This is a genomic window from Endozoicomonas sp. 2B-B, assembly GCF_053470045.1.
The window spans coordinates 3809722-3829415 of the sequence record NZ_JBLZMU010000001.1 but is presented as its reverse complement, the minus strand read 5'-3'; the positions used below and the strand labels follow the sequence as shown (position 1 = coordinate 3829415).

The following is a 19694-nucleotide window of genomic DNA, read 5'->3' as shown; positions in this document are numbered from 1 at the left end:
ACGGAGACGAAGCCCAAACGCTTCAAGCACTGACGAATACAAATGCGGGAATAGCTCAGTTGGTAGAGCACAACCTTGCCAAGGTTGGGGTCGCCTCAGAGTTAAAGAGTGAGTCTCGTTTCCTGCTCCGGACTTTGAAGAAGTCCTGAATAATCTTCATTGCGGGAAAGCTCAGTTGGTAGAGCACAACCTTGCCAAGGTTGGGGTCGCCTCAGAGTTAAAGAGTGAGTCTCGTTTCCTGCTCCGGACTTTGAAGAAGTCCTGAATTATCTTCACTGCGGGAATAGCTCAGTTGGTAGAGCACAACCTTGCCAAGGTTGGGGTCGCCTCAGAGTTAAAGAGTGAGTCTCGTTTCCTGCTCCGGACTTTGAAGAAGTCCTGAATAATCTTCATTGCGGGAATAGCTCAGTTGGTAGAGCACAACCTTGCCAAGGTTGGGGTCGCCTCAGAGTTAAAGAGTGAGTCTCGTTTCCTGCTCCGGACTTTGAAGAAGTCCTGAATAATCTTCATTGCGGGAATAGCTCAGTTGGTAGAGCACAACCTTGCCAAGGTTGGGGTCGCCTCAGAGTTAAAGAGTGAGTCTCGTTTCCTGCTCCGGACTTTGAAGAAGTCCTGAATAATCTTCATTGCGGGAATAGCTCAGTTGGTAGAGCACAACCTTGCCAAGGTTGGGGTCGCCTCAGAGTTAAAGAGTGAGTCTCGTTTCCTGCTCCGGACTTTGAAGAAGTCTTGAATAATCTTCATTGCGGGAATAGCTCAGTTGGTAGAGCACAACCTTGCCAAGGTTGGGGTCGCCTCAGAGTTAAAGAGTGAGTCTCGTTTCCTGCTCCGGACTTTGAAGAAGTCCTGAATAATCTTCATTGCGGGAATAGCTCAGTTGGTAGAGCACAACCTTGCCAAGGTTGGGGTCGCGAGTTCGAGTCTCGTTTCCCGCTCCAGTTCAATTACAGATAAGTCTGCGAGCTGAGAAAGGTTGGGTTCGTCTATACATGGCAGTGGCGAAACCCGTTCCCGATCCAGTCTCTCAAGAGATAAAAGGCGAGTTAGCAAAGCGGTTATGCAGTGGACTGCAACTCCATTTAGACCGGTTCGACTCCGGTACTCGCCTCCAAATTCAAAAAAACAGGTAACTAGCCTGTTTTTTTTCGGCTTGAATAGATAAGCTATTCATTTAGCCCGGGTGGTGAAATTGGTAGACACAGCAGACTTAAAATCTGCCGATCGTTAAGATCGTGCCGGTTCGATCCCGGCTCCGGGCACCAACTCCAAAAAGTCTTCCAGAAATGGGAGGCTTTTTTTGTGCCTGTTTCTCACGTTTTTTCACTATACGATTACTGCGCCAAAGTCTTGCGCTCAATCCTCCCTATATAACCATTTCTTTTAATGATTAGAGAAATTAGGACACCCAAATATGGAGGGCGGTGTTTGTCAACAAAGATGTCGCCTCAACTTATGCAGCTAAATCACAATGCTGCTGATTCTCTGATCGCTCAGGGTTAAGCCATACCTCTAGCAGCCTGTCGGACTTAAGACTGTCCTACTGCGGTTGCAATAAATTGGTCTAAAAATCTCTGTTTCTTCGTCAAATAGCTCGCTATTCTCCTCAGAAACAGAGATTTTTATCCTCAATTTCTTGCAATCCTCGCTACGGACGCTTAAGTCCGACAGGCTGCTAGCGGTAATTTCCAGTTTCTGGTTATACGACTTCAGCAACGCTCAGGGTGTTGCTCTTTTGCTTTACGGTAAACTCTTTCACGATTCAGACCCTTTTTTTGAGCCTTCCTTGTGTGTCTGTCGTAACTTGATGCCACTGTGCTTATGCTCCATGTTGTACCAGTTTACGAACCCATACACCCACTCTCTGGCTGACTCCAGACTGGAGAAGTGATTCGGGTACCCGGGTCGGTATTTCATGATTCTGAAGTCTGATTCCGGGTTTGAGTTATCGTTACTCACACGAGGCCTGCTGAACGATGTCTGTGCACCCAGCTGCTGAAGAGTACTCAGTATGGTCGCCCCCTTCATCAGACTACCATTATCCGAGTGCAGGACCAGCGGTTGTTCCTGAAGGCTGATCTTTTGATGCATGAAAGCTTTGCGGATCATCTGAGCAGACAGATCAGAGGACTCACTCTGATGGACTTCCCAACTCTCAATCATGCGGCTATAGACGTCCAGAACCAAATAGTTTTTGTTAGGCATCCTTACATCTCTGTCAGTAACAATATTGAACTTAATAAAGAACTAAAGGACTAAAGGACTAAAGGACTAAAGGACGACTAAGAGGACTAAAATACATGAATCCAGTAACCACCAGCTCTAGCTTACTTGGCAAACACTCTAATATTGATCAAGAAAAAGCTCAAAGTATACAAGATACTACAGCAAGAAAAATACCTGAATTTGAAAGTGCTACACCAGAAGGAAAGCACATAGCACAAAGAGGGGTTGAGTGGCTTAATTATGGCGATCCGAAAATTTGGGATCTTGAATTTGAAAATGCAGTAACAAACGCAGTGGATAGTATTAAAAAAAATGACCTGAAATCATCAAACATTATTGAGCATTTTGAAAAAACAAGAAAACATATAGCGCTCAAAAGAAATAATGCGAAATTCAACCGATTTGGTTTGCGTAGAGATTTAAATACAGGGGATGCTTTATTTAATAATAAATCGTGTTATACAAGAATAAACCGTAGAAGTAAGGCATATGGCTATGCACTGGAACGGGCTGTAAAGATTCCATATGACAAAAAACACTTTATCAATTCGATCAGTGACGACGGATTATTTTGGGCAAGAAAACATTTTTATGGCGGTGGTGCTACAGGTGAATTGAGATATGGCTTGGTTCATGGCCACATAGATGATACGCCAATTCCATTAACGCAGTATGTTTTTTGCCCTAGAGAATCTGACAATAGAAGATGTGAAAGCGAAAGATGGTTTGGAGCGTACGATGATAATTATATTGGAGATAATCAAGAGTCTGGTCTTTGGCTGCACACTGGTAGGGAACAAATACCCATCGTGCTAGAGCATGTAAGAAATTTAATAGATAAAGCTATAAGCGGTGATCTAAGTGTTATTCCAAGAATACACTGGTGGTACGTTCACCTTGCTCCAACCTGGAGAGGCTCTGGGGGAATAGCAGAGATGTTAACAAATACATTGTGTCGGCTCCACGGTATTGACTTGCCAGCTTGGAAAAAGGGTATTGCACCATCTGTAGAAGTGCTTCTTGAGCCTAATGAAGAAAAGTTTTGCTCTAACTACCATCTATTGTTTGAGCAAGGTGAAAAGAAACTCAAAGAAGTATTCCAGCCTGAATTAGATGCCTAATCGGAATAGGGCAGAGTCTCACAACTCTGCTCCTCCCACAACACCGGCCATACGGATCACGTAGCTAAAAATATAAAGTATTTAAAAATCTTATAACTCTTGCCTTATTGCATTTCTGGGTATTCCAGAGCCATTCGGCCACCAATTCCGGTAACATCCGGCCACCCCTTTTCTGACCAGTGGCGCAGTCCCATTTTTCACCGCTCCCCTCAAACTTGAGACCTCCTCAAGGACGAGCGGATAGCATCATGAAGAGACTGCCCATGCGCAAGATTCGTGAAGTACTCAGACTCAAATTCGAGCACCACCTCAGCGAGCGAAAAATCGCTAACAGCTGTAATATTTCCCGAGCAACCGTAAGTGACTATCTGGGACGTTTTGCCGTGTCGGGGTTGACTTGGCCACTACCGAAAGTATGCCGAATGGACGCCTGAGCGACTGCAAAACTGGGCGGCAAGGACAGGTCCGGAAACAGAAGCAGTCATCCGTCGCATCCTCTCAACCCGTCGACATCCAGAGCAAAGTTACTGCAGTTGCCTCGGCATCATGAGGTTAGGTTAAGGCTATGGTCATGACCGGTTGGAAAACGCCTGCCGTCGTGCACTGTATACAGATACCTACTCCTACCGAAGCATTGGGCCCATCCTGAAAAATAATCTGGATCAACAGTCGTTGCCAGAGCTGGAGCCTGACGAAGTGCTGCCGGATGACCATGAGAACCTGCGCGGCTCAGACTACTACCAATAACAGTTAATAAAGGGATAAGAATCATGTTACTCAATCCTGCCCTGGAAAAGCTTCAGACTCTCAAGCTAACAGCCATGTTGGAAACTGGGCTCCCCTTCAGGCTCATTTCATATTGGAAGAGACTAAACTGGCAAGATCCAAATATAAGTCCTAAGCTCCATTCCGATGCGTCGCTGCGCTCCGATGAGGGAGGTGGCCGGATGCTACCGGATTGAGTGGCCGAATGCTCTGGAATAGCCAGGATTGACAGGTTTGGCCGAAACGCCACTGATAAAGGCTGCTTTCCATTGCTGTATTTGTTCAGCAAAAAGGCCTTTCTTACGACAGTATTCGGCCATTTCTGCTTTATTTAACGCCGCCGTTTCAATGATCACGGCTAATTGGTTTTCCGGTGTCCACTGATCTGGATTTTTTCCGTTGCCTGGCACAGGTATTCCTTGAGATAAAGCTTTCTTTCGCCAAGTGTACAGAGTCACATCGGGGATACCAGTATCACGTAGCTGAGAAACTGGCACATTATTATTGGGGGGCATCATCATCTGAATGATGGACTCTTTGAACTCTTCTGAATAGCGAGCCATTGATCACTCAGTGCCCGCCCCCTGTTTAGGTTTCTAAATTCAGGAGAGGCGACAACTATGCTGGCACAGGGGGGATTTGGATATTCAGGTGTGCTCAAATTTATATGTTAAGTGAGGTTTTTCAGTGGAAAAAAGTTTGATGCAGACATTGTTAATTTCTATTTTGATTACCACTGGAACGGTTAAAGGAGCTACTCTCCCAAATGCTCCGCCTGGGCCATTATCTATAGTTCTCGGTGACGGTTTCATTATTGTTGAGGCGGATATGATTTTATCGATCCATGGTTTTACTCCATTTTTTGATTCCCAAAAAGGCTCGGTACTCCTTATTTCTGACATTAACAAGAAAAATATCATCAGACTTCGGGCAGATGCTCACCAGTCCCTGGTTGTGACTGATATTTCAGATAATCAGATACCTATTGATTTGCAGCATCTGGCAAAAAAGAAGAAGGTTTTTTTTGCGCCTGTTGATGCTTCAACTGATATTAAAAAAACAGGGCAGCATTTTTCAGGTATTACTATAACGGCAAAAGAATGGCCGACTGGTTTAAATCAAAAGGGCAGTCAGCAAGAATACTATTCAGGCAGCCTGACTCCGGGTCAGGCTATTTTTTCTCTTTCAGGTCTTGGCGATCAGGGAAAGACACTCTTATCGACAAATTATGGACTACCGGGAATAAACGACAACAAAGCGTTACGCTCTGACTTTCTGGATTATCCGTTAACGCCAGCTTTTCTGGAAGTGACGGCCTATATCAATTATAACAACTACCCAGATACTGAAGATATCAATGACACTATGATTCTGCTGAGGTTTTTGGCCGAGAAATCGCCCACAGCAACCACTTTTTATTTTTTGTTGCACGCAATGTTTCCTGACAACCTTGCTGGGAAAGATGAGTTTATGAAAAGATTTTGCAAGAAAGATCAATCGCTAAAGCTGAAAAAACTTTACAATTATTTGGTAGCCGAAAAGCAAAGAGAAATAGGCAATGCGCTCCAAACCACTGAAGGTGCAACCGGGGGAGCTTCGGCGGTGTTGACAGAGTCTGAAAACGCAGTAACAGCACTGGGTTATATGATTGCCAATCAAATTAGAAGTGGGCATCAAGGAAACAGAAATGACGAGATCAATGCTGTCCTGGAACGTTTCCCTGCACTGGTAGCCGTTCTGCCTGTTCAAAAACCATCTGCCTCGCAACGGGGTGTACCTGTCTGGAGGGGCGGTGCAAATACCGTTTCTGCTGATGATGGTTCTGCAGGAGGTACTTTAATGCTTACTCGCCAGGGTGCAGAAACGATACCAAAAGGTGAGCAACGGGGACTCCAGTGTGCTGTGCAGCGTGCCACCGGGGTAGATATGGAACTGTCAGATGAAGGTGAAGATGAGGCTGCAGCTGAGCCACTGTATGACCAGGCCACTTCTGGCGATGAACTCCTGCCCCTGCAATGCTGTCGTTCCGGAAATATTGAGGCGCTGTCTGACTTGCTTGACCGGGAACCCGCGCTGGCCGGTCAAAGCTTCTACTCAGCGTTTTACGGTGGCCATGTCACGCTGCTGCATATCGCTGTCCAGGTCGGCAATGAGGCGTGTGTACAGATGCTTATTGACCATCACTCTAATGTCAATGCCGTCTCATCTTCAGGCGCGACGCCCCTGCATTTTGCTGCCGAATTTGGCCAGGAGCAGTGTGTCAGGACATTGGTCTGCAATGGTGCCAATATCAATATCCGGGACAGTATGGGCAGGTCGCCCCTGCACAGCGCTGCCCAGCATGGTCAGGTGAACTGCGTGGAACGTTTTCTTGAATTCAAGGCGATTGGCAATGAAATTGACCATTTTGAAACCACCCCCCTGCATCTCGCAGCTATGATGGGGCACGATGCGTGTGTGGCAGCCCTGCTCTTCATCGGGCCCAGAGAGAAACATGGGGAGAGGAGTTGGGTGAGGCATGAAGAGGATATAGATGCCACCTGTGATCACCACCATACGGCACTGCACCTTGCCGTTCTGAATGGTCATGGCAAGTGTGCTCAAATCCTGCTGGATCACGGAGCCGATGTGAATGCCCTGCTGGACAGGGGCAAGACGCTCTTGCATGTTCTCACCCGAAGTGGCCCCATGAATTTCCTGCAAGTACTGCTTGACAGAGGGTTAGCTGTCGATGCCAAAGACGACAATGGCTGGACAGCCCTGCACGTTGCCGCCTTTACTGGCCGTATGGACTTTCTGGAACTGTTGCTCAAGCACAATGCCAGCCTGCTGGATGCCACGGACAACGGCGGCTCTACGCCCCTGCATATGGCAGCCCTGGCTGGCAACGCCCGGTGCGTGGAGTGGCTGCTGCACCGACAGGCAAACGTCAATTGCAGAAACAACAGAAACTTGTCGCCACTGAGCAACGCTGCCCGTCAAGGGTATCCGGAGTGTGTACAGCTTTTACTCGCTCATGGTGCCGGGTTTATTGAAGCCACCACAGACTCTGGCTGGTCACCCCTGCACAGTGCCGCAGATAATGGACATGTTGAATGTGTGGAACTTTTGCTTGGCGCCGGGCATGAGGTCGATGCGGCCACCTATGACGGTATGACTGCTCTGCACAGAGCCACCTTAACTCCCCAGCGAAACTCCGTGGATATCCTGCTCAAGTATGGTGCCAACATCCAGGCCCTCACAGAGGGCAATAATACCCCCCTCCATTGTACCCTCATGTTCGACAGCGTGGAGTATCTGCTGGCCTTGATCAGGCAAGGGGCTGATATCAATGCCAGGACCCTTTATGGTTTGACGCCCCTGCATATTGCTGCCCGGGAAGGGAGTGTAAAGTGTCTGAAAGTCTTGCTTGAACACCAGGCGCTGATCGTTGGCTCCCAACGAGGAGGGGGATGGACGCCCATGCATTTTGCCAGCAAAAATGATCAAAGTGAATGTCTTCGGTTACTGATGATGGACAAAAGGGTGAACATCAATCCCGTGGATGAGGCAGGCCGTACCCCCCTGCACATCGCTGCCCAGTTTGGCAGGGTTCGTTGTATGGCTGTGCTGTTGAATGCTAAAGACCATGTGCATATTAATTTCAGGAGTAACAGGGGTTGGAGCCCTCTGCATTTGGCCGCACAATGTGGCCAGTTGGAGTGTGTTCAACTCCTTTTGGCTTATAAAGCAGATATTAATATCAGGAATGCACGGGGCCTGACTCCCCTGCACCTGGCCGTCATGAACGGTCACGTGCAGTGTGTGCAAGTCCTGATCGATAACAATGCCAATATCAGTGCCACGGATAGCGGTGGATGTTTGCCCGGGTTCTACGCTGCCCGACATGGTCATTCTGCCTGCCTGGAACTGTTGATTGATAAGCAGACAAAGTCCGGTATTTCCGTCAATGAGTTAAATGGAGGGGGATCGCTCTTGCATCACGCGGCCCAGTGTAGCCGAATCGGCTGTGCTCAAGTCCTGATTAACAGCGGGGCAGATGTTAATATCGCTTCACCTGAAGGCTTGACCCCGCTGCACATGGCCATGAAGCTGGACTTGGCAAAGACTGCACAATTCCTGATCCATAACGGGGCAAATATCGATGCTACCAGCAGCATGGGCCGGACGGTGCTGCATCATGCTGTCATGTTAAATGCCATTCGGTCTCTGTCTGTCCTGATCGACAGCGGCGCTGATATCCATGCCAGGGATTGCCATGGCCAGACACCTCTGGAACTGGCCAGGAGGAAAAAACGTGAGCAGCTGATATTGATGCTTGAGAAGGCAGAAGCAAACCTGGGCAACACTCCCGACACAGCAGGGCCATGACCCTTCGTTCTTTTTGCCATGGATTTTCGCTTTGCTATCCAGGCTGGCGGTCATCACATAGCGGCCATCGACACTGAAGGTAGCTGAGTACTTATAGCTCGATGTTTGCGCAGAGCATATTTGTATGGAGAGGACCGTTTTTGTGATATAGTTACTGTAATAATTATTACGGTAACTTTTGATGATGTTCTATAATCGAGAAGATGAGCTTGAACAGCTCCGTGAGTGGAGTGAACTAGCCTCTAAAGGAACGGCCCACCTGACAACTGTAGTAGGAAGGCGCCGGGTCGGTAAAACAGCGCTGTTAAATAAAACCTTTCCTCAGAGCAATACTTCTGCAGCCACTATCTATCTGTTCGTATCCAGAAAGCAGGAGTCATTGCTTTGCGAGGAGTTTGTCGAGCAAATCAGAACGGTCTTAAATATTCCCATATTTGGTCAGCCTGCACGCCTTCGGGAAGTCATGGAAATCCTGTTGCAGTTCAGCATCACAACGCCGGTTACCGTCATACTGGATGAATTTCAGGATATCCAGCGGGTTAATCGGGCGTTTTTTTCCGAACTTCAGGATTTATGGGATCGATACAGACAACAGAGTCGTATGCACCTGGTCTGCTGTGGCTCTTTATACAGCCTTATGACCCGGTTGTTTCAGGATGGACGAGAGCCCTTGTTTGGTCGTGCCGATCATCGCATCAACCTTCAGCCGTTGCGTTGTCGCTATATCGCCCAGATGCTGAATGACCGACAGGAGTTTGCACCTGAAAAACTTCTGCAGTGGTACATGCTCAGTGGCGGTGTTCCTAAATATCTGGAGTGGCTGTTTAACATTGATCCTGCAACCGACCTTTGGTCGCAGCTGATTAACGCACACAGTCTGGTCATTGAGGAAGGGCATTATCGTCTGGCTGAAGAGTTCGGACCTGAACATGGTACCTATTTTTCCATACTGGCTGCTATTGCTTCCGGGAGTACGAGCCGACCTGAAATAGAATCTTTGCTGGGTATTTCCGTGGGGCCACAGCTTGATCGCCTGGAAAATGAATTTGATATCATCAGCCGAAACCGACCAGTGTTGTCTAAACCGGGAACCCGGTTGGTTAAATATCGTATTGCCGATGCTTTCCTGGCCTTTTGGTTTCGCTTTATTTATAAACACCGTAGCGCAGTGGAGATTGGCAACTTTCCGTTTATCCATAAAGTCATTGAGCGTGATTACCCGACCTGGAGTGGTCACTGGCTGGAAGAAATCGTCAGGGAAGTGATTGCGGAAACTGGCGAGTACAATATCGTCGGCAGTTACTGGGAGAGAGGGAACCAGAATGAAATTGATCTTGTCGCGGTCAATGAACTGGATAAAAAAGTCCTGATTGCTGAAATCAAGCGTAACCCGAAAAATATCCGAAAAACGCATTTACAGGAAAAAGCCACCAAGTTGGTGCAGCAACTGAAGGGGTATGAAATTGAGTACAGGGGCTTTTCTCTGGACGATATTGATACTTTACTTTGTCAAAGTCCGTGAAGAGCTGGACATTGTACCGGCCAAAGTTCAGGTAAAAGAAATCCTGCAAGAGAAAGCGGTTTTCCCACAAATCGATGACCACGGACAGACAAAGCAGGTCATTAAAGCAGCTAAACTGCCAAAACACCCGCTACCCAAGTCCTCCCTCTCCATCAGCACACTGGCCTGGATCATCGTCTCCAAATACTGCGATGCCCTGCCACTATACCGGCAGGAAAACATTCTTTTAGACCAATTTATTGCAACCGCAGTAGGACAGTCTTAAGACCGACAGGCTGCTAGATCACTTTCAGGTGTCTTTCCGGTCAGGTGTCTGATGTTTTTATCTGTTCGGTCGGCCTCCTGGAGGGAGTCTGTTCGCTTACTTCTGTTCAACTCTACGTTTCGAACTGATATTTTTTTCCAGGTCTGAAACGTAGGATTTTATGCCTTGAAGCTTGCTCAGGTTTTCAGTCCAGACCGAGCGCTACAAGCTATACTGCATCGTCGCTTCTATCGTATCTCTCAGGTCTTCTAAAGCCTGCTGTGTGTATGAATATCATGAAAACAATTGCCTTGGTACATACCTGCTTCAGTATTTTTTACTGCCTGAAGGTTTTTCCGAGTCTAACTGCTACGGCAGCGCTACCCGCTGTAAATAAGCAGGCGGCGTAAGTGTTAATTCATCAGAGGTTATTTATTATGAGACTGCACAACTACAAAACATTTTTCTATTGTTTGTTATTGCTAATTTTATCTGCTCAAAGCTTTGCCGAAGAAAATACGCAGGGCAACGCTTTCGAAAATCTTGTTTACTTTCAACCCCGGATTTACATTGCAGAAAAGGCTCAACCTTGTATTGGGGTGCGGGTTTCAAAAAAGCATATTTTTACCTCGCCATCCTGCGCCAAGCAAATACTCGCGCTATTCATGCAAGCCGTTGACATAAATGTACTGAGTCCCGGCGGTGTGAAGCTTGGCCATATTCAAACTTCACATAATCGGTCGGCTACAGCAGGTCTCCTGTCTATAGATCTTTATGCTGATAACTTGCCCTATCAATCGCCTGTATTGAGTACCGTTAATGTTACAAATGGAATTGAGCTAACGGCTTATTACATGCTACAAGGCGATGAAGAGATGAATGTTACAAAGCATTATTTTATCTTTGATAGCCAGCAAAATTCCGGAGTGCAAACAATGATCAAGCTGCCATCGGATATCAGTATCCCTGATGGGGCTCCGGTTAGACTAAGAAACCAGCTGTTCTGCGTAGTGGTAAGCGATACCTGCATCAGGTCATCCTACTTATTAAACGCTTCTGCAAAAGACTATGACCCCAGATGTCCAAGGGCTAACGATACTTACTATTTTCATTGCCGAGAAAGGGGGATGTACAATTGTAGTGAAGTTATATCACCAGAAGGTGTTGCAGGTCTTGATGTAAATGGGTCATGCGTTAACCCCGAGTCAAAAGAACAGTGTACATTCAACTCTTCGTACGCTTTTAATTCTGATGAAATGGATTATGAGAGGAAGGGTGATTTTATTACATGCAAATCTTGTTCAGCCCAGTATACGTGGTCTAATTCGTCGTTGACCGGCAGCAAATCTGTGATTTGCAGACCCAAAGGCTGTATGCCTGGTTGTAAAGGTAAACCTGATCCAAAGCATTCTGGCAAAAAACCTGCTGACTCCATCGGAGAAGGAATAGCTGGAGAAGTTGCAGCGTTTGTTTTAATTGGTGTGATTGCTTCTGTGGGCTACCTGATTTACAAACTCTACCACAGGGCAAATTATCAGAGTTTGTAGTTCGGCGGCAGGTGCCCAGCTGATGACCCTGCCATGTTATTAAAGGCGGTTCTGTTCGCCTATTCCACAGCATAACTTCCAGTCCCCGGATTGCCAGGGCTTGTCAGGAAAACGTGATATTCATGGCGCTGTTTGCTGACGAGCGTTGCTGTAACCGGCTCTCATCTTCATTCGCGTAAGACCTTCAACGAGCTTGGGGGGCTTACGCGAATTAAGGATGAAGATGCCAAGAATCTGTTGCTCGAAGTTCACAGAACCAACCAGGGGCTACCAATGAGAATAATAGGGCAGGGTGATTGTTTTCTTCTTTTTAGCCGAGGTGAGCCTGACGCCGCTGCGGTGGTTGGTATCAACAAGTGTGAACATGGCCAGGAGTATTGGGTAAATAAGGAGGAGCACAAATTCTTCTGGCATCAAACTTACTTTGATGTCATCGAACCTGCTGACACATTCATAGTAAACAGCCAATGGCACAGGCTATACATACCGGGGCGCAGGGCTAAAATGTGGGTGCTGCGGTGATGATCTGACACGATAAGAACTTTTGGCTGGCGCATTGCTGAAGTGCGTTGTTAAAGGTACAACCAGACGAAAAAAAACGCCAATCTTGCGATTGACGTTTCCAGAGAAGCTTCGAAATGGCGTCAGCCTGTTGTTGGCCTTCCTTGCATGCATCTTGCAAGCAAGTCCTTTGCTCCCCCTTTGTCCATTAGTTGTAGTTTCTCAAACCTGTCCGGTTTTCATCATCTGTGGTTATACCTGAATTTCTACGGCCAACCTGGTTCGATCCGGCTAATTTATGCTGAAAGTGGTCAGGTGCCTTCACCAGCTGCATTAAAAAGAGTATGAAAGTACCTGGGACAGGTCTGTTGAATGCTTGCTTCTGTCATATCCCTGCGTGATTTACCTGCGGTGTGGGGAATTGCCTGCTCATCAGCAGCTTTGCTTGCTACTTTTTTGACACCCTCCTGAGCACTTGAGTTCTGGAAGACAGCAAAGAAGTCCATCCAGAATCGTGTCGTCAAGGAGCTTTTTCAGGAATGATCTGCCCGCCCTTTTCTATTCACCCCTTAACTCTGTGACATAAGACAGAATTTTACTGCGCAACCAGCAGTTGGTTTTGCTATTGCGGACCCGGCTATGGGCTAGCAATTTGTAGTTAATGGGCAAAGAACGAAACGGTATTTTCATGATCTGTAAACCAAATTGTTGAGAAAACACCTTTGCCAGACTGCTGCTCATAGTGCCAATACTTTCACTACTGGCTACCAGAGCCATTAACGCAAGCAGGGAGTCGCACTCAGCCATAACCTTCCTTGGTTGCAGGGGCTCTTGCGTAAAAGAGTCTGCCAAAAATGTATTTTCACGCCTTAGTTTCAACGTTATATGTTTTTCCTGATAAAACTGCTCAGCTGTAACGCTTCCCTGGATTCTGGGGTGGGATTGGCTGGCAATCAGGCAGATCTGGTCAGTAAACAAAGGCTGGGAAAAATAAGATAAGGTGGAGACATGAGCAAAATCTATTGCTAAATCCGCTTGCCGTAAATTGAGCTTATCAAGTAACTCTTCCTCAGTGGTCGGTGTTGGGAAAAGCACTATTTCCCGGTTTTCCAATGTTGAGTCAGCTTCAATCTTGGGGAGCAGTACCAGCATTACGGGCTCTGGGGTATACACGATGAACCGGCGCTTTCCATGATGGCTGAGTCCCTGCATATCAATGAGAGTATTGTTTATAGTTTCCAGGGCGGGCTCAATCTGGCGGGCTATTTCGTGGGCAAAATCCGTTGGCGCAATGCCTCGGCCATCACGAACAAACAGGGTATCTCCCAATTGGTTTTGCATTCTCTTTAATGCGCCACTGACGCCGGGCTGGGTTAGCTCCATAACCTCAGCCGCCACTGTGATTGATTGGTAGCGATAGACCGCCAGAAAAACTCGCAGGAGATTAAGGTCGAACTTTGATGCTTTCATCAATATATAACCAGCAGTGATGATTAAACTAAAAAATCGTAAATTTATCATTATGAATTTAGCCATTAAAGTGATCGAGTCTTCAGTTCAACTGTGAATAAGGACCACTATGAAACCGACACAGACTCTATCAGCTATTACCCTTGCTATTCTTGCGTCGTTTAATGCAAGTGCTGAATATACCAGCCTCGAGGACTATCAGGGCAAACCTGCCACTGCCCATACTGAACAGGCAAACCAGAATCTGGCAAAAAACCTGCCATGGAAAGATGTATCCGCTTTTGAACGTACTCGCAAAGGGCTGATCGCAGAATTTGGCAATCATGCTGCGGGAGAGCTGAAAAAACGTTTTCAGTACATGACGGATATGTCGATTGACGAAATACCTGCCACGGTGAATTCGTCTATCTGGCGTCAGGGTATGCTGAATTATACGGCGGGTGGCTTGTATCAGGTGACGGATGGTGTCTATCAGATTCGCGGGGCTGATCTATCCAATATGACCATTTATCGATCCAAAAACGGCTATGTCATTCATGATCCGTTGTTGTCTCGGGAAGCGGCTGCAGCTGCCTGGGATTTTGCCAAAACACACCTGCCTGAAATCAATGGTGAGCATAAAATTACCGGGATGATTTACTCCCATATGCATGCTGATCACTTTGGTGGTTCCAGGGGTGTCTATGAGTCCGGCAACTTCGCCGAAGGCGCGCAAATCTACGCGCCAAAAGATTTCATCAAAGAGCTGGCTGACGAAAACGTCATCGCCGGTACTGCTATGGGCCGCCGGGCAAACTATCAGTATGGAACAACGTTAACCAATAGTACCAAAGGCATCGTTGACAATGCTCTGGGGTTGGGTACGTCAAGGGGCGAGGTCACTCTTGTGGCGCCTACGACAGAAATTACGTCACGTGAAAAAGTGATTAATATTGATGGCCTGGAGTTTCATGCCATAAATATGCCGGGCGCTGAAGCACCTGCGGAAATGGTGCTCTATGTTCCGCAATACCGCTCACTCAATACCGCTGAGCTCACTTATGACGGCATGCATAACATCTACACTTTCCGGGGAGCAAAAGTTCGTGATGCTCTGGTCTGGACCAAGTATCTGACTGAACTGAAAATGCGTTTTGTGGATTCCGGAATGGTTGACAGTATTCACGCTGCACACTCGGCACCAGTCTGGAATGATCCCGCCACTGAAAACAACGAAATTGCCGAGTATATGACCCTGCAGCGGGATAACTATGGCTTTATTCACAATCAGGCCATGCGCCTGGCCAACCATGGCACCACTATTAACGACGTAGGTCGTGAAATTGAGAAGCTGGTGCCAGAGGTTCAAAAGCAGACCTGGCACACCAATGGCTACCACGGTTCATACAGTCACAACGCTCGCGCGGTGGTCAATTTATATCTTGGTTATCACGATATGAACCCGGTAAACACCAACCCGCTTGAAACCAGAGACAAGTCCTGTGTTTATGTGGATGCAGCGGGTGCAGAAGCACTTTATAGCGCAGGAGTTTCACACTTCAATAACGGGCAATATCAAGAAGCATCCCAGCTGTTCAACGATCTGGTGCAATGTCACCCGGATAATCTGCATTATCGCTATGCACTGGCTGACAGCTTTGAGCAACAGGGTTATCAGTCAGAAACCATGGCGTGGCGCAACTCCTACCTGCAAGGTGCAGTGGAGTTAAGAACCGGAGAGATCAAACCATCCATTAAGCTGGCCTCTGCCGATGTTATTGCTAATACGCCAACAGGCATGTTTCTTGACTTTCTGGCGGTTCGCCTCAATGCCGAAAAAGCGGAGCAGGCGGGTTTAGACTTTAGTTTTGGCCTTTATCACCCGGACTTGGAGCAGCGCTTTTTTGGTGAAGTTACAAACGCCAATATGAGTAATATAGAAGTGGAAACACTGCCGGAGACTGATGTTGAACTGGTCATTCAAAAAACTGACCTGACAAAAATGGCGCTGGGTCAAACTTCCCTGACAACCCTCCTGAAGTCAGGTGATGCTGAGATCAAAGGCAACGCAGAGCTGATAGAAAAGCTGTCAGCAACTCTGGATGACTTTGACGGAATGTTTGAGATCATTCCAATGCCTGCCAGCTAATGACTTTCTTTGAATGATTTTTTGGTTGGGATGAACGACAGTAGTCATCTCAACCTTTTTTTCTATTTACAAACTTTATCCGGATCTTTTAGTGAAAAAAATTCCTCCACACGCATTTGCAGGCGCCATTGACTATGACATGTGACTGTCGTGGCGGTAGTTGATATGTAGCGTCTGATCATTTACGAGCGATCTGATACCGGGTACTGCGCCCACCACCCGGCAATTTCTCAATACATCCTTTGTTTAATAAATAACACAAATGTCGTGTAGCTGTAGCCTTGCTGACTTTTGCCACCTTCTGGTATTGCGATGCACTGATCCCGGATTCAAACCCTTTCTCGCCACCGTCGAGCAGCCGGTTAAGCACTTTAATTTGCTCATCAGAAAGCCCCGTATCATGAAATGCCTGCCAGAACCGCGTTTTGTGTAGTGTACGATCAATCTTTCTCAACGAGGCTTTGATCGTTTCATCGAGCATCTGCAAAAACCAGAGCAGCCAGTGGGTGATGTCCAGCTCCCCACGCTGGGATTGCTCCAGAATCTGATAATACGCTTTGCGATTATCCAGAATCGCGCTGGACATAGCATAGAGCCTGATGCTTTGGGCATCGGCTTGTGCCAGGGCCAGGTCGGTAATAGCCCGGGTTAATCGCCCATTACCATCATCAAAAGGATGCAGTGTCACAAACCAGAAATGACTGATGGCAGCACGAAGCAGGGGATCGCACTTTGGATCGTTTCCGCTCTGGTTAAACCAGTCAAAGAATCGCTCCAGCTCTGACACCAATACACTTCTTGGCGGTGCTTCAAAATGAACGGTGGGCCGATCAATACGTCCGGACACCACCTGCATGGGTTCATCGCCCCTTAACTGACCTGCCTGAACCTTATGAAGGGTAAACTCCGTATTGGTAAACAGCCAGCGGTGCCATTGGAAAAGACGATTCAGGCTGAGTGGGGCATTCAGGTTAGAGATCGCATCCAGCATCATTTCTGCCAAGCCTTCGGTTCGCTCGGAAGTCGGGTAGGCAGCGTCATCAGTACCTTCGAGATTCAGGCGCTGCGCCAGTGATGACCGGACAGACTGGGCATTAAGGCGTTCACCTTCGATGGCAGAAGAGGTGATGATGTTTTCCAGCAGGGTGTCCAGTGCAGAGGCTCCTGCTGTATCATTCTGGGTAGTGCTGGCTTTTCCTAGCAGGACTCCCAAGCTGAAGCGAACTTCTCTGAGCAGAGGTAATACAGCCTCTTCTTGCCAGTAAAACTGGGGCCAGTCTTTGTTTTGCCAGATCCACAGCGTTGGTGAATAATCAGTCATTTACGGATTCACCCAATATAGTGAGCCGATTGTAAATCTTAAATGGCTCAAATTATGAGCTAAATAATAGTATTAATTGGCTCAAACAACAAGATTACAGGGTACAATCAAAACTACTGAACCCAACATCACTCACAACTAATTCCGTAAATCTGCAAAAACGGATTGTTCGGATATACTGAACAATCCTGTCAGAAACTATGGGAAGATCGATTATTAACTCAGAATACAGTCCGGGAATCATTTGAATGCGAGCATCACAATCGAATCCTTTACACATTGATAGCGTTTCTATTCCCGGAGGTGGAATTCTGGGCATGGCCGTTGCACCCGGTAAAAAGGGGCAGTCAATGTTTGGAGAGGACTGGAGCCGGGATCTGGCTAAAGACATTACCACTATAAAAAAATGGGGCGCAGTGCTGGTGATCTCTCTGATTGAAGAACATGAGTTCCACATGCTGGGTATCAATGAGCTTGAAGATGAAGTTAACAAAGCAGGTATGCAGTGGCTGCATTTGCCGATAAAAGATTTCTCCATTCCTGATGCCCGGTTTGAACAGCAGTGGCAGCAGTCTGTTAATACGATTTATCGTTACCTGGACCAGGGGAAGAAAGTATTGGTTCATTGTCGTGGAGGGCTTGGGCGCACCGGGATGTTGGTTGCCAGACTGCTGATGGCCTATGGTGCATCATCTGATGAGGCTATTTCAAGTGTACGGGAAGCCCGGATCGGAGCCATAGAAACCAGGGAACAGGAAGATTACGTGCGGTCTATGCCCTCGGGCAATCACTCTGTCAACACTAAAGCAAAAAAAGTTTAACAAGCCGCACAAGAAAACACTGTTTTATTCAATGCTTTCTGATGCAGCCTGATATCGCTGCGACCACGATGTTTATCTTTACGGTTATAAGTACTCAACCATACGAAATCATATTTTCTGACTTATTGTTCAGGTACTCGCGGCAACTGCTCCTGCGTTGCTCTAGCTCCTGCATCCATGCAGTCGTGCGGTTGCAATAAATTGGTCTAAAAATCTCTGTTTCTTCGTCAAATAGCTCGCTATTCTCCTCAGAAACAGAGATTTTTATCCTCAATTTCTTGCAATCCTCGCTACGGACGCTTAAGTCCGACAGGCTGCTAGCCTTTCACATTAACGATCTGTCGCAGTGTGCACACGACCTCAACCAGATCGTTCTGCAGGCTCATGACCTTATCGATATTTTTGTAAGCGGCGGGAATTTCATCCAGTACGCCTTTGTCCTTTCTGCACTCTATGCCCTGTGTCTGATCTTCAAGATCACGAACAGAGAAGGTTTTTTTGGCAGCGGTACGGGACATGCTCCGTCCAGCTCCGTGAGCGCAGCTGCAAAATGCTTCGGGATTGCCTCTGCCACGGATAATGTAAGACCTGGCTCCCATAGAGCCGGGTATAATGCCCAGTTCGTTGTTTCTGGCCCGGATGGCTCCTTTACGAGTTACCCAGACTTGCTGGCCATCATGCAGCTCCTGCTCAACAAAGTTGTGGTGGCAGTTAATAGCTTCATTGATGACGGTGAACGGTTTCAGATGCTGGTGCAATACGTTGAGAATACTGTTCATCATGTGTTCCCGGTTCAGCAGGGCGTAGTTTTGTGCCCATGCCACGGCTTCAACGTAATCATCAAAGTGGTCCGAGCCTTCCTTCAAGTAGCCGAGGTCTCTGTCGGGCAGATGAATCTGCTGCCTTTCCATGTCTTTTCGAGCCAGATGAATAAAGTACTGACCTATCTGGTTACCGATACCCCGGCTTCCGGAATGCAACATTACCCATACGTTGTCGTGTTCATCCAGGCACAGTTCAATAAAGTGATTGCCAGAACCCAGACTGCCCATCTGACGAACAAACTTGTCCCGATTGCCTCTACGAACAATATCCGGATGCTTTTCCAGAATACGTTGCAAGCCATGAGCAACAGATGAATCTCCGGCTATTTGCGCTTCTTTATGCTGTCCGCCGGCTCCAAGGGGAATAGCCTTTTCAATATCATGCCGGATGGCCAGAAGGTTGTCCGGCAGATCAGAGGCTTTCAGTGATAACTGAACCGCATTCATGCCACAGCCTATATCGACGCCAACTGCGGCAGGAATAATGGCTTCTGTGGTAGCAATAACCGATCCTATTGTTGCACCTTTGCCCAGATGGATGTCAGGCATGCCAGCCACATGTTTGTGAATAAAGGGCAGGCTGGCGACTTTACGCATCTGTTCAAGTGCCTGTGGGCTGACCTCATCCGTCCAAATCTTAACTGGCTTTTGGCTATCGGTTCCCTCTAGCAAAGTAATCACTGGCATGATGTTGCACCTCTCTTATTTTTTTCAGCGGTATGGTCCAAAATTTTATGGAGCAGGTGATTGATGGTCTCAAATGATCCCACAGTCGTTTGCTGGCTGCCCTTGAAGGCTTCCAGCGCAGAGAGTTGTGACTCCATGAATTCATTCAG

The 19694-nt window shown here is 47.3% G+C and carries 15 protein-coding genes, 10 tRNA genes and 1 pseudogene; 20 read left to right on the top strand and 6 right to left on the bottom strand.

The genetic code is table 11. From position 1 onward, the window contains the following. Nucleotides 1-44: 44 nt before the first annotated feature. From ACOMHB_RS14535 to ACOMHB_RS14490, 10 genes are all read left to right on the top strand, one after another. Nucleotides 45-127: transfer RNA gene (locus ACOMHB_RS14535), tRNA-Gly, on the top strand. Between the two features lie 34 nt (nucleotides 128-161). Continuing rightward, a tRNA-Gly gene (locus ACOMHB_RS14530) sits at nucleotides 162-243 on the top strand. Nucleotides 244-277: 34 nt separating this feature from the next. Next, nucleotides 278-360: transfer RNA gene (locus tag ACOMHB_RS14525), tRNA-Gly, on the top strand. A 34-nt stretch (nucleotides 361-394) separates the two neighbouring features. Further along, nucleotides 395-477 (top strand) — tRNA-Gly (locus tag ACOMHB_RS14520). Nucleotides 478-511: 34 nt separating this feature from the next. After that, nucleotides 512-594 (top strand) — tRNA-Gly (locus ACOMHB_RS14515). A 34-nt stretch (nucleotides 595-628) separates the two neighbouring features. Beyond that, a tRNA-Gly gene (locus ACOMHB_RS14510) sits at nucleotides 629-711 on the top strand. A gap of 34 nt (nucleotides 712-745) precedes the next feature. Further along, nucleotides 746-828 (top strand) — tRNA-Gly (locus ACOMHB_RS14505). A gap of 34 nt (nucleotides 829-862) precedes the next feature. Continuing rightward, a tRNA-Gly gene (locus ACOMHB_RS14500) sits at nucleotides 863-938 on the top strand. A gap of 99 nt (nucleotides 939-1037) precedes the next feature. Beyond that, nucleotides 1038-1111 (top strand) — tRNA-Cys (locus ACOMHB_RS14495). A 63-nt stretch (nucleotides 1112-1174) separates the two neighbouring features. After that, nucleotides 1175-1262: transfer RNA gene (locus ACOMHB_RS14490), tRNA-Leu, on the top strand. Nucleotides 1263-1752: 490 nt separating this feature from the next. Here the strand turns inward: ACOMHB_RS14490 and ACOMHB_RS14485 are convergent. Continuing rightward, entirely contained in the window at nucleotides 1753-2202 is a 450-nt protein-coding gene (locus ACOMHB_RS14485) for a transposase (protein ID WP_448217156.1), read from the bottom strand. Nucleotides 2203-2297: 95 nt separating this feature from the next. Here ACOMHB_RS14485 and ACOMHB_RS14480 point away from each other — a divergent pair, with 95 nt between their 5' ends. From ACOMHB_RS14480 to ACOMHB_RS14470, 3 genes and pseudogenes are all read left to right on the top strand, one after another. After that, on the top strand, nucleotides 2298-3344 hold the full coding sequence (locus ACOMHB_RS14480) for a hypothetical protein (RefSeq protein ID WP_448217155.1): 1047 nt from the start codon (nucleotides 2298-2300) through the stop codon (nucleotides 3342-3344). 248 nt (nucleotides 3345-3592) lie between these two features. Continuing rightward, nucleotides 3593-3748 (top strand): annotated as a pseudogene (locus tag ACOMHB_RS14475) (IS21 family transposase); the annotation flags it as partial. 175 nt (nucleotides 3749-3923) lie between these two features. Beyond that, nucleotides 3924-4091, top strand: a complete 168-nt coding sequence (locus ACOMHB_RS14470) for a hypothetical protein (protein WP_448217154.1) — start codon at nucleotides 3924-3926, stop codon at nucleotides 4089-4091. A 203-nt stretch (nucleotides 4092-4294) separates the two neighbouring features. On the opposite strand, the gene ACOMHB_RS14465 is transcribed toward ACOMHB_RS14470, so the two are convergent. Further along, nucleotides 4295-4672 carry a transposase gene (locus ACOMHB_RS14465; protein WP_448217153.1) on the bottom strand — a complete coding sequence of 126 codons (378 nt, stop codon included), beginning with the start codon at nucleotides 4670-4672 and terminating at the stop codon, nucleotides 4295-4297. 265 nt (nucleotides 4673-4937) lie between these two features. On the opposite strand from ACOMHB_RS14465, the gene ACOMHB_RS14460 reads away from it, so the two are divergent. From ACOMHB_RS14460 to ACOMHB_RS14440, 5 genes are all read left to right on the top strand, one after another. Next, a complete protein-coding gene (locus tag ACOMHB_RS14460; RefSeq protein ID WP_448217152.1) occupies nucleotides 4938-8480 on the top strand; it encodes an ankyrin repeat domain-containing protein in 3543 nt (1180 codons plus the stop codon). Nucleotides 8481-8661: 181 nt separating this feature from the next. Further along, complete coding sequence (locus tag ACOMHB_RS14455) at nucleotides 8662-10002, top strand: ATP-binding protein (RefSeq protein ID WP_448217151.1); 1341 nt, start codon at nucleotides 8662-8664, stop codon at nucleotides 10000-10002. Continuing rightward, nucleotides 9974-10267, top strand: a complete 294-nt coding sequence (locus tag ACOMHB_RS14450) for an IS66 family transposase (RefSeq protein WP_448217150.1) — start codon at nucleotides 9974-9976, stop codon at nucleotides 10265-10267. The genes ACOMHB_RS14455 and ACOMHB_RS14450 overlap by 29 nt, the downstream gene beginning before the upstream one ends. 416 nt (nucleotides 10268-10683) lie before the next feature. After that, nucleotides 10684-11793 (top strand): hypothetical protein, encoded by a 1110-nt coding sequence (locus ACOMHB_RS14445; RefSeq protein ID WP_448217149.1) that lies wholly within the window; start codon nucleotides 10684-10686, stop codon nucleotides 11791-11793. A 132-nt stretch (nucleotides 11794-11925) separates the two neighbouring features. Further along, nucleotides 11926-12315, top strand: a complete 390-nt coding sequence (locus tag ACOMHB_RS14440; protein ID WP_448217148.1) for a hypothetical protein — start codon at nucleotides 11926-11928, stop codon at nucleotides 12313-12315. Between the two features lie 290 nt (nucleotides 12316-12605). Here ACOMHB_RS14440 and ACOMHB_RS14435 read toward each other — a convergent pair whose 3' ends face one another. Both ACOMHB_RS14435 and ACOMHB_RS14430 read right to left on the bottom strand, forming a co-directional pair. Next, complete coding sequence (locus tag ACOMHB_RS14435) at nucleotides 12606-12818, bottom strand: hypothetical protein (RefSeq protein ID WP_448217147.1); 213 nt, start codon at nucleotides 12816-12818, stop codon at nucleotides 12606-12608. A 34-nt stretch (nucleotides 12819-12852) separates the two neighbouring features. Beyond that, nucleotides 12853-13764: a LysR family transcriptional regulator gene (locus tag ACOMHB_RS14430; protein ID WP_448217146.1), complete on the bottom strand. Its 912-nt coding sequence runs from the start codon at nucleotides 13762-13764 to the stop codon at nucleotides 12853-12855. Between the two features lie 109 nt (nucleotides 13765-13873). Between ACOMHB_RS14430 and ACOMHB_RS14425 the strand changes: the two genes are divergently transcribed. After that, a complete protein-coding gene (locus ACOMHB_RS14425; protein WP_448217145.1) occupies nucleotides 13874-15892 on the top strand; it encodes an alkyl/aryl-sulfatase in 2019 nt (672 codons plus the stop codon). 178 nt (nucleotides 15893-16070) lie between these two features. Here ACOMHB_RS14425 and ACOMHB_RS14420 read toward each other — a convergent pair whose 3' ends face one another. Then, entirely contained in the window at nucleotides 16071-17213 is a 1143-nt protein-coding gene (locus tag ACOMHB_RS14420; RefSeq protein WP_448217144.1) for a Fic family protein, read from the bottom strand. Between the two features lie 248 nt (nucleotides 17214-17461). Here ACOMHB_RS14420 and ACOMHB_RS14415 point away from each other — a divergent pair, with 248 nt between their 5' ends. Beyond that, a complete protein-coding gene (locus ACOMHB_RS14415) occupies nucleotides 17462-18034 on the top strand; it encodes a cyclin-dependent kinase inhibitor 3 family protein (protein ID WP_448217143.1) in 573 nt (190 codons plus the stop codon). A 317-nt stretch (nucleotides 18035-18351) separates the two neighbouring features. On the opposite strand, the gene ACOMHB_RS14410 is transcribed toward ACOMHB_RS14415, so the two are convergent. Beyond that, nucleotides 18352-19545 carry an RtcB family protein gene (locus tag ACOMHB_RS14410; protein WP_422133852.1) on the bottom strand — a complete coding sequence of 398 codons (1194 nt, stop codon included), beginning with the start codon at nucleotides 19543-19545 and terminating at the stop codon, nucleotides 18352-18354. Between the last annotated feature and the right edge of the window lie 149 nt (nucleotides 19546-19694).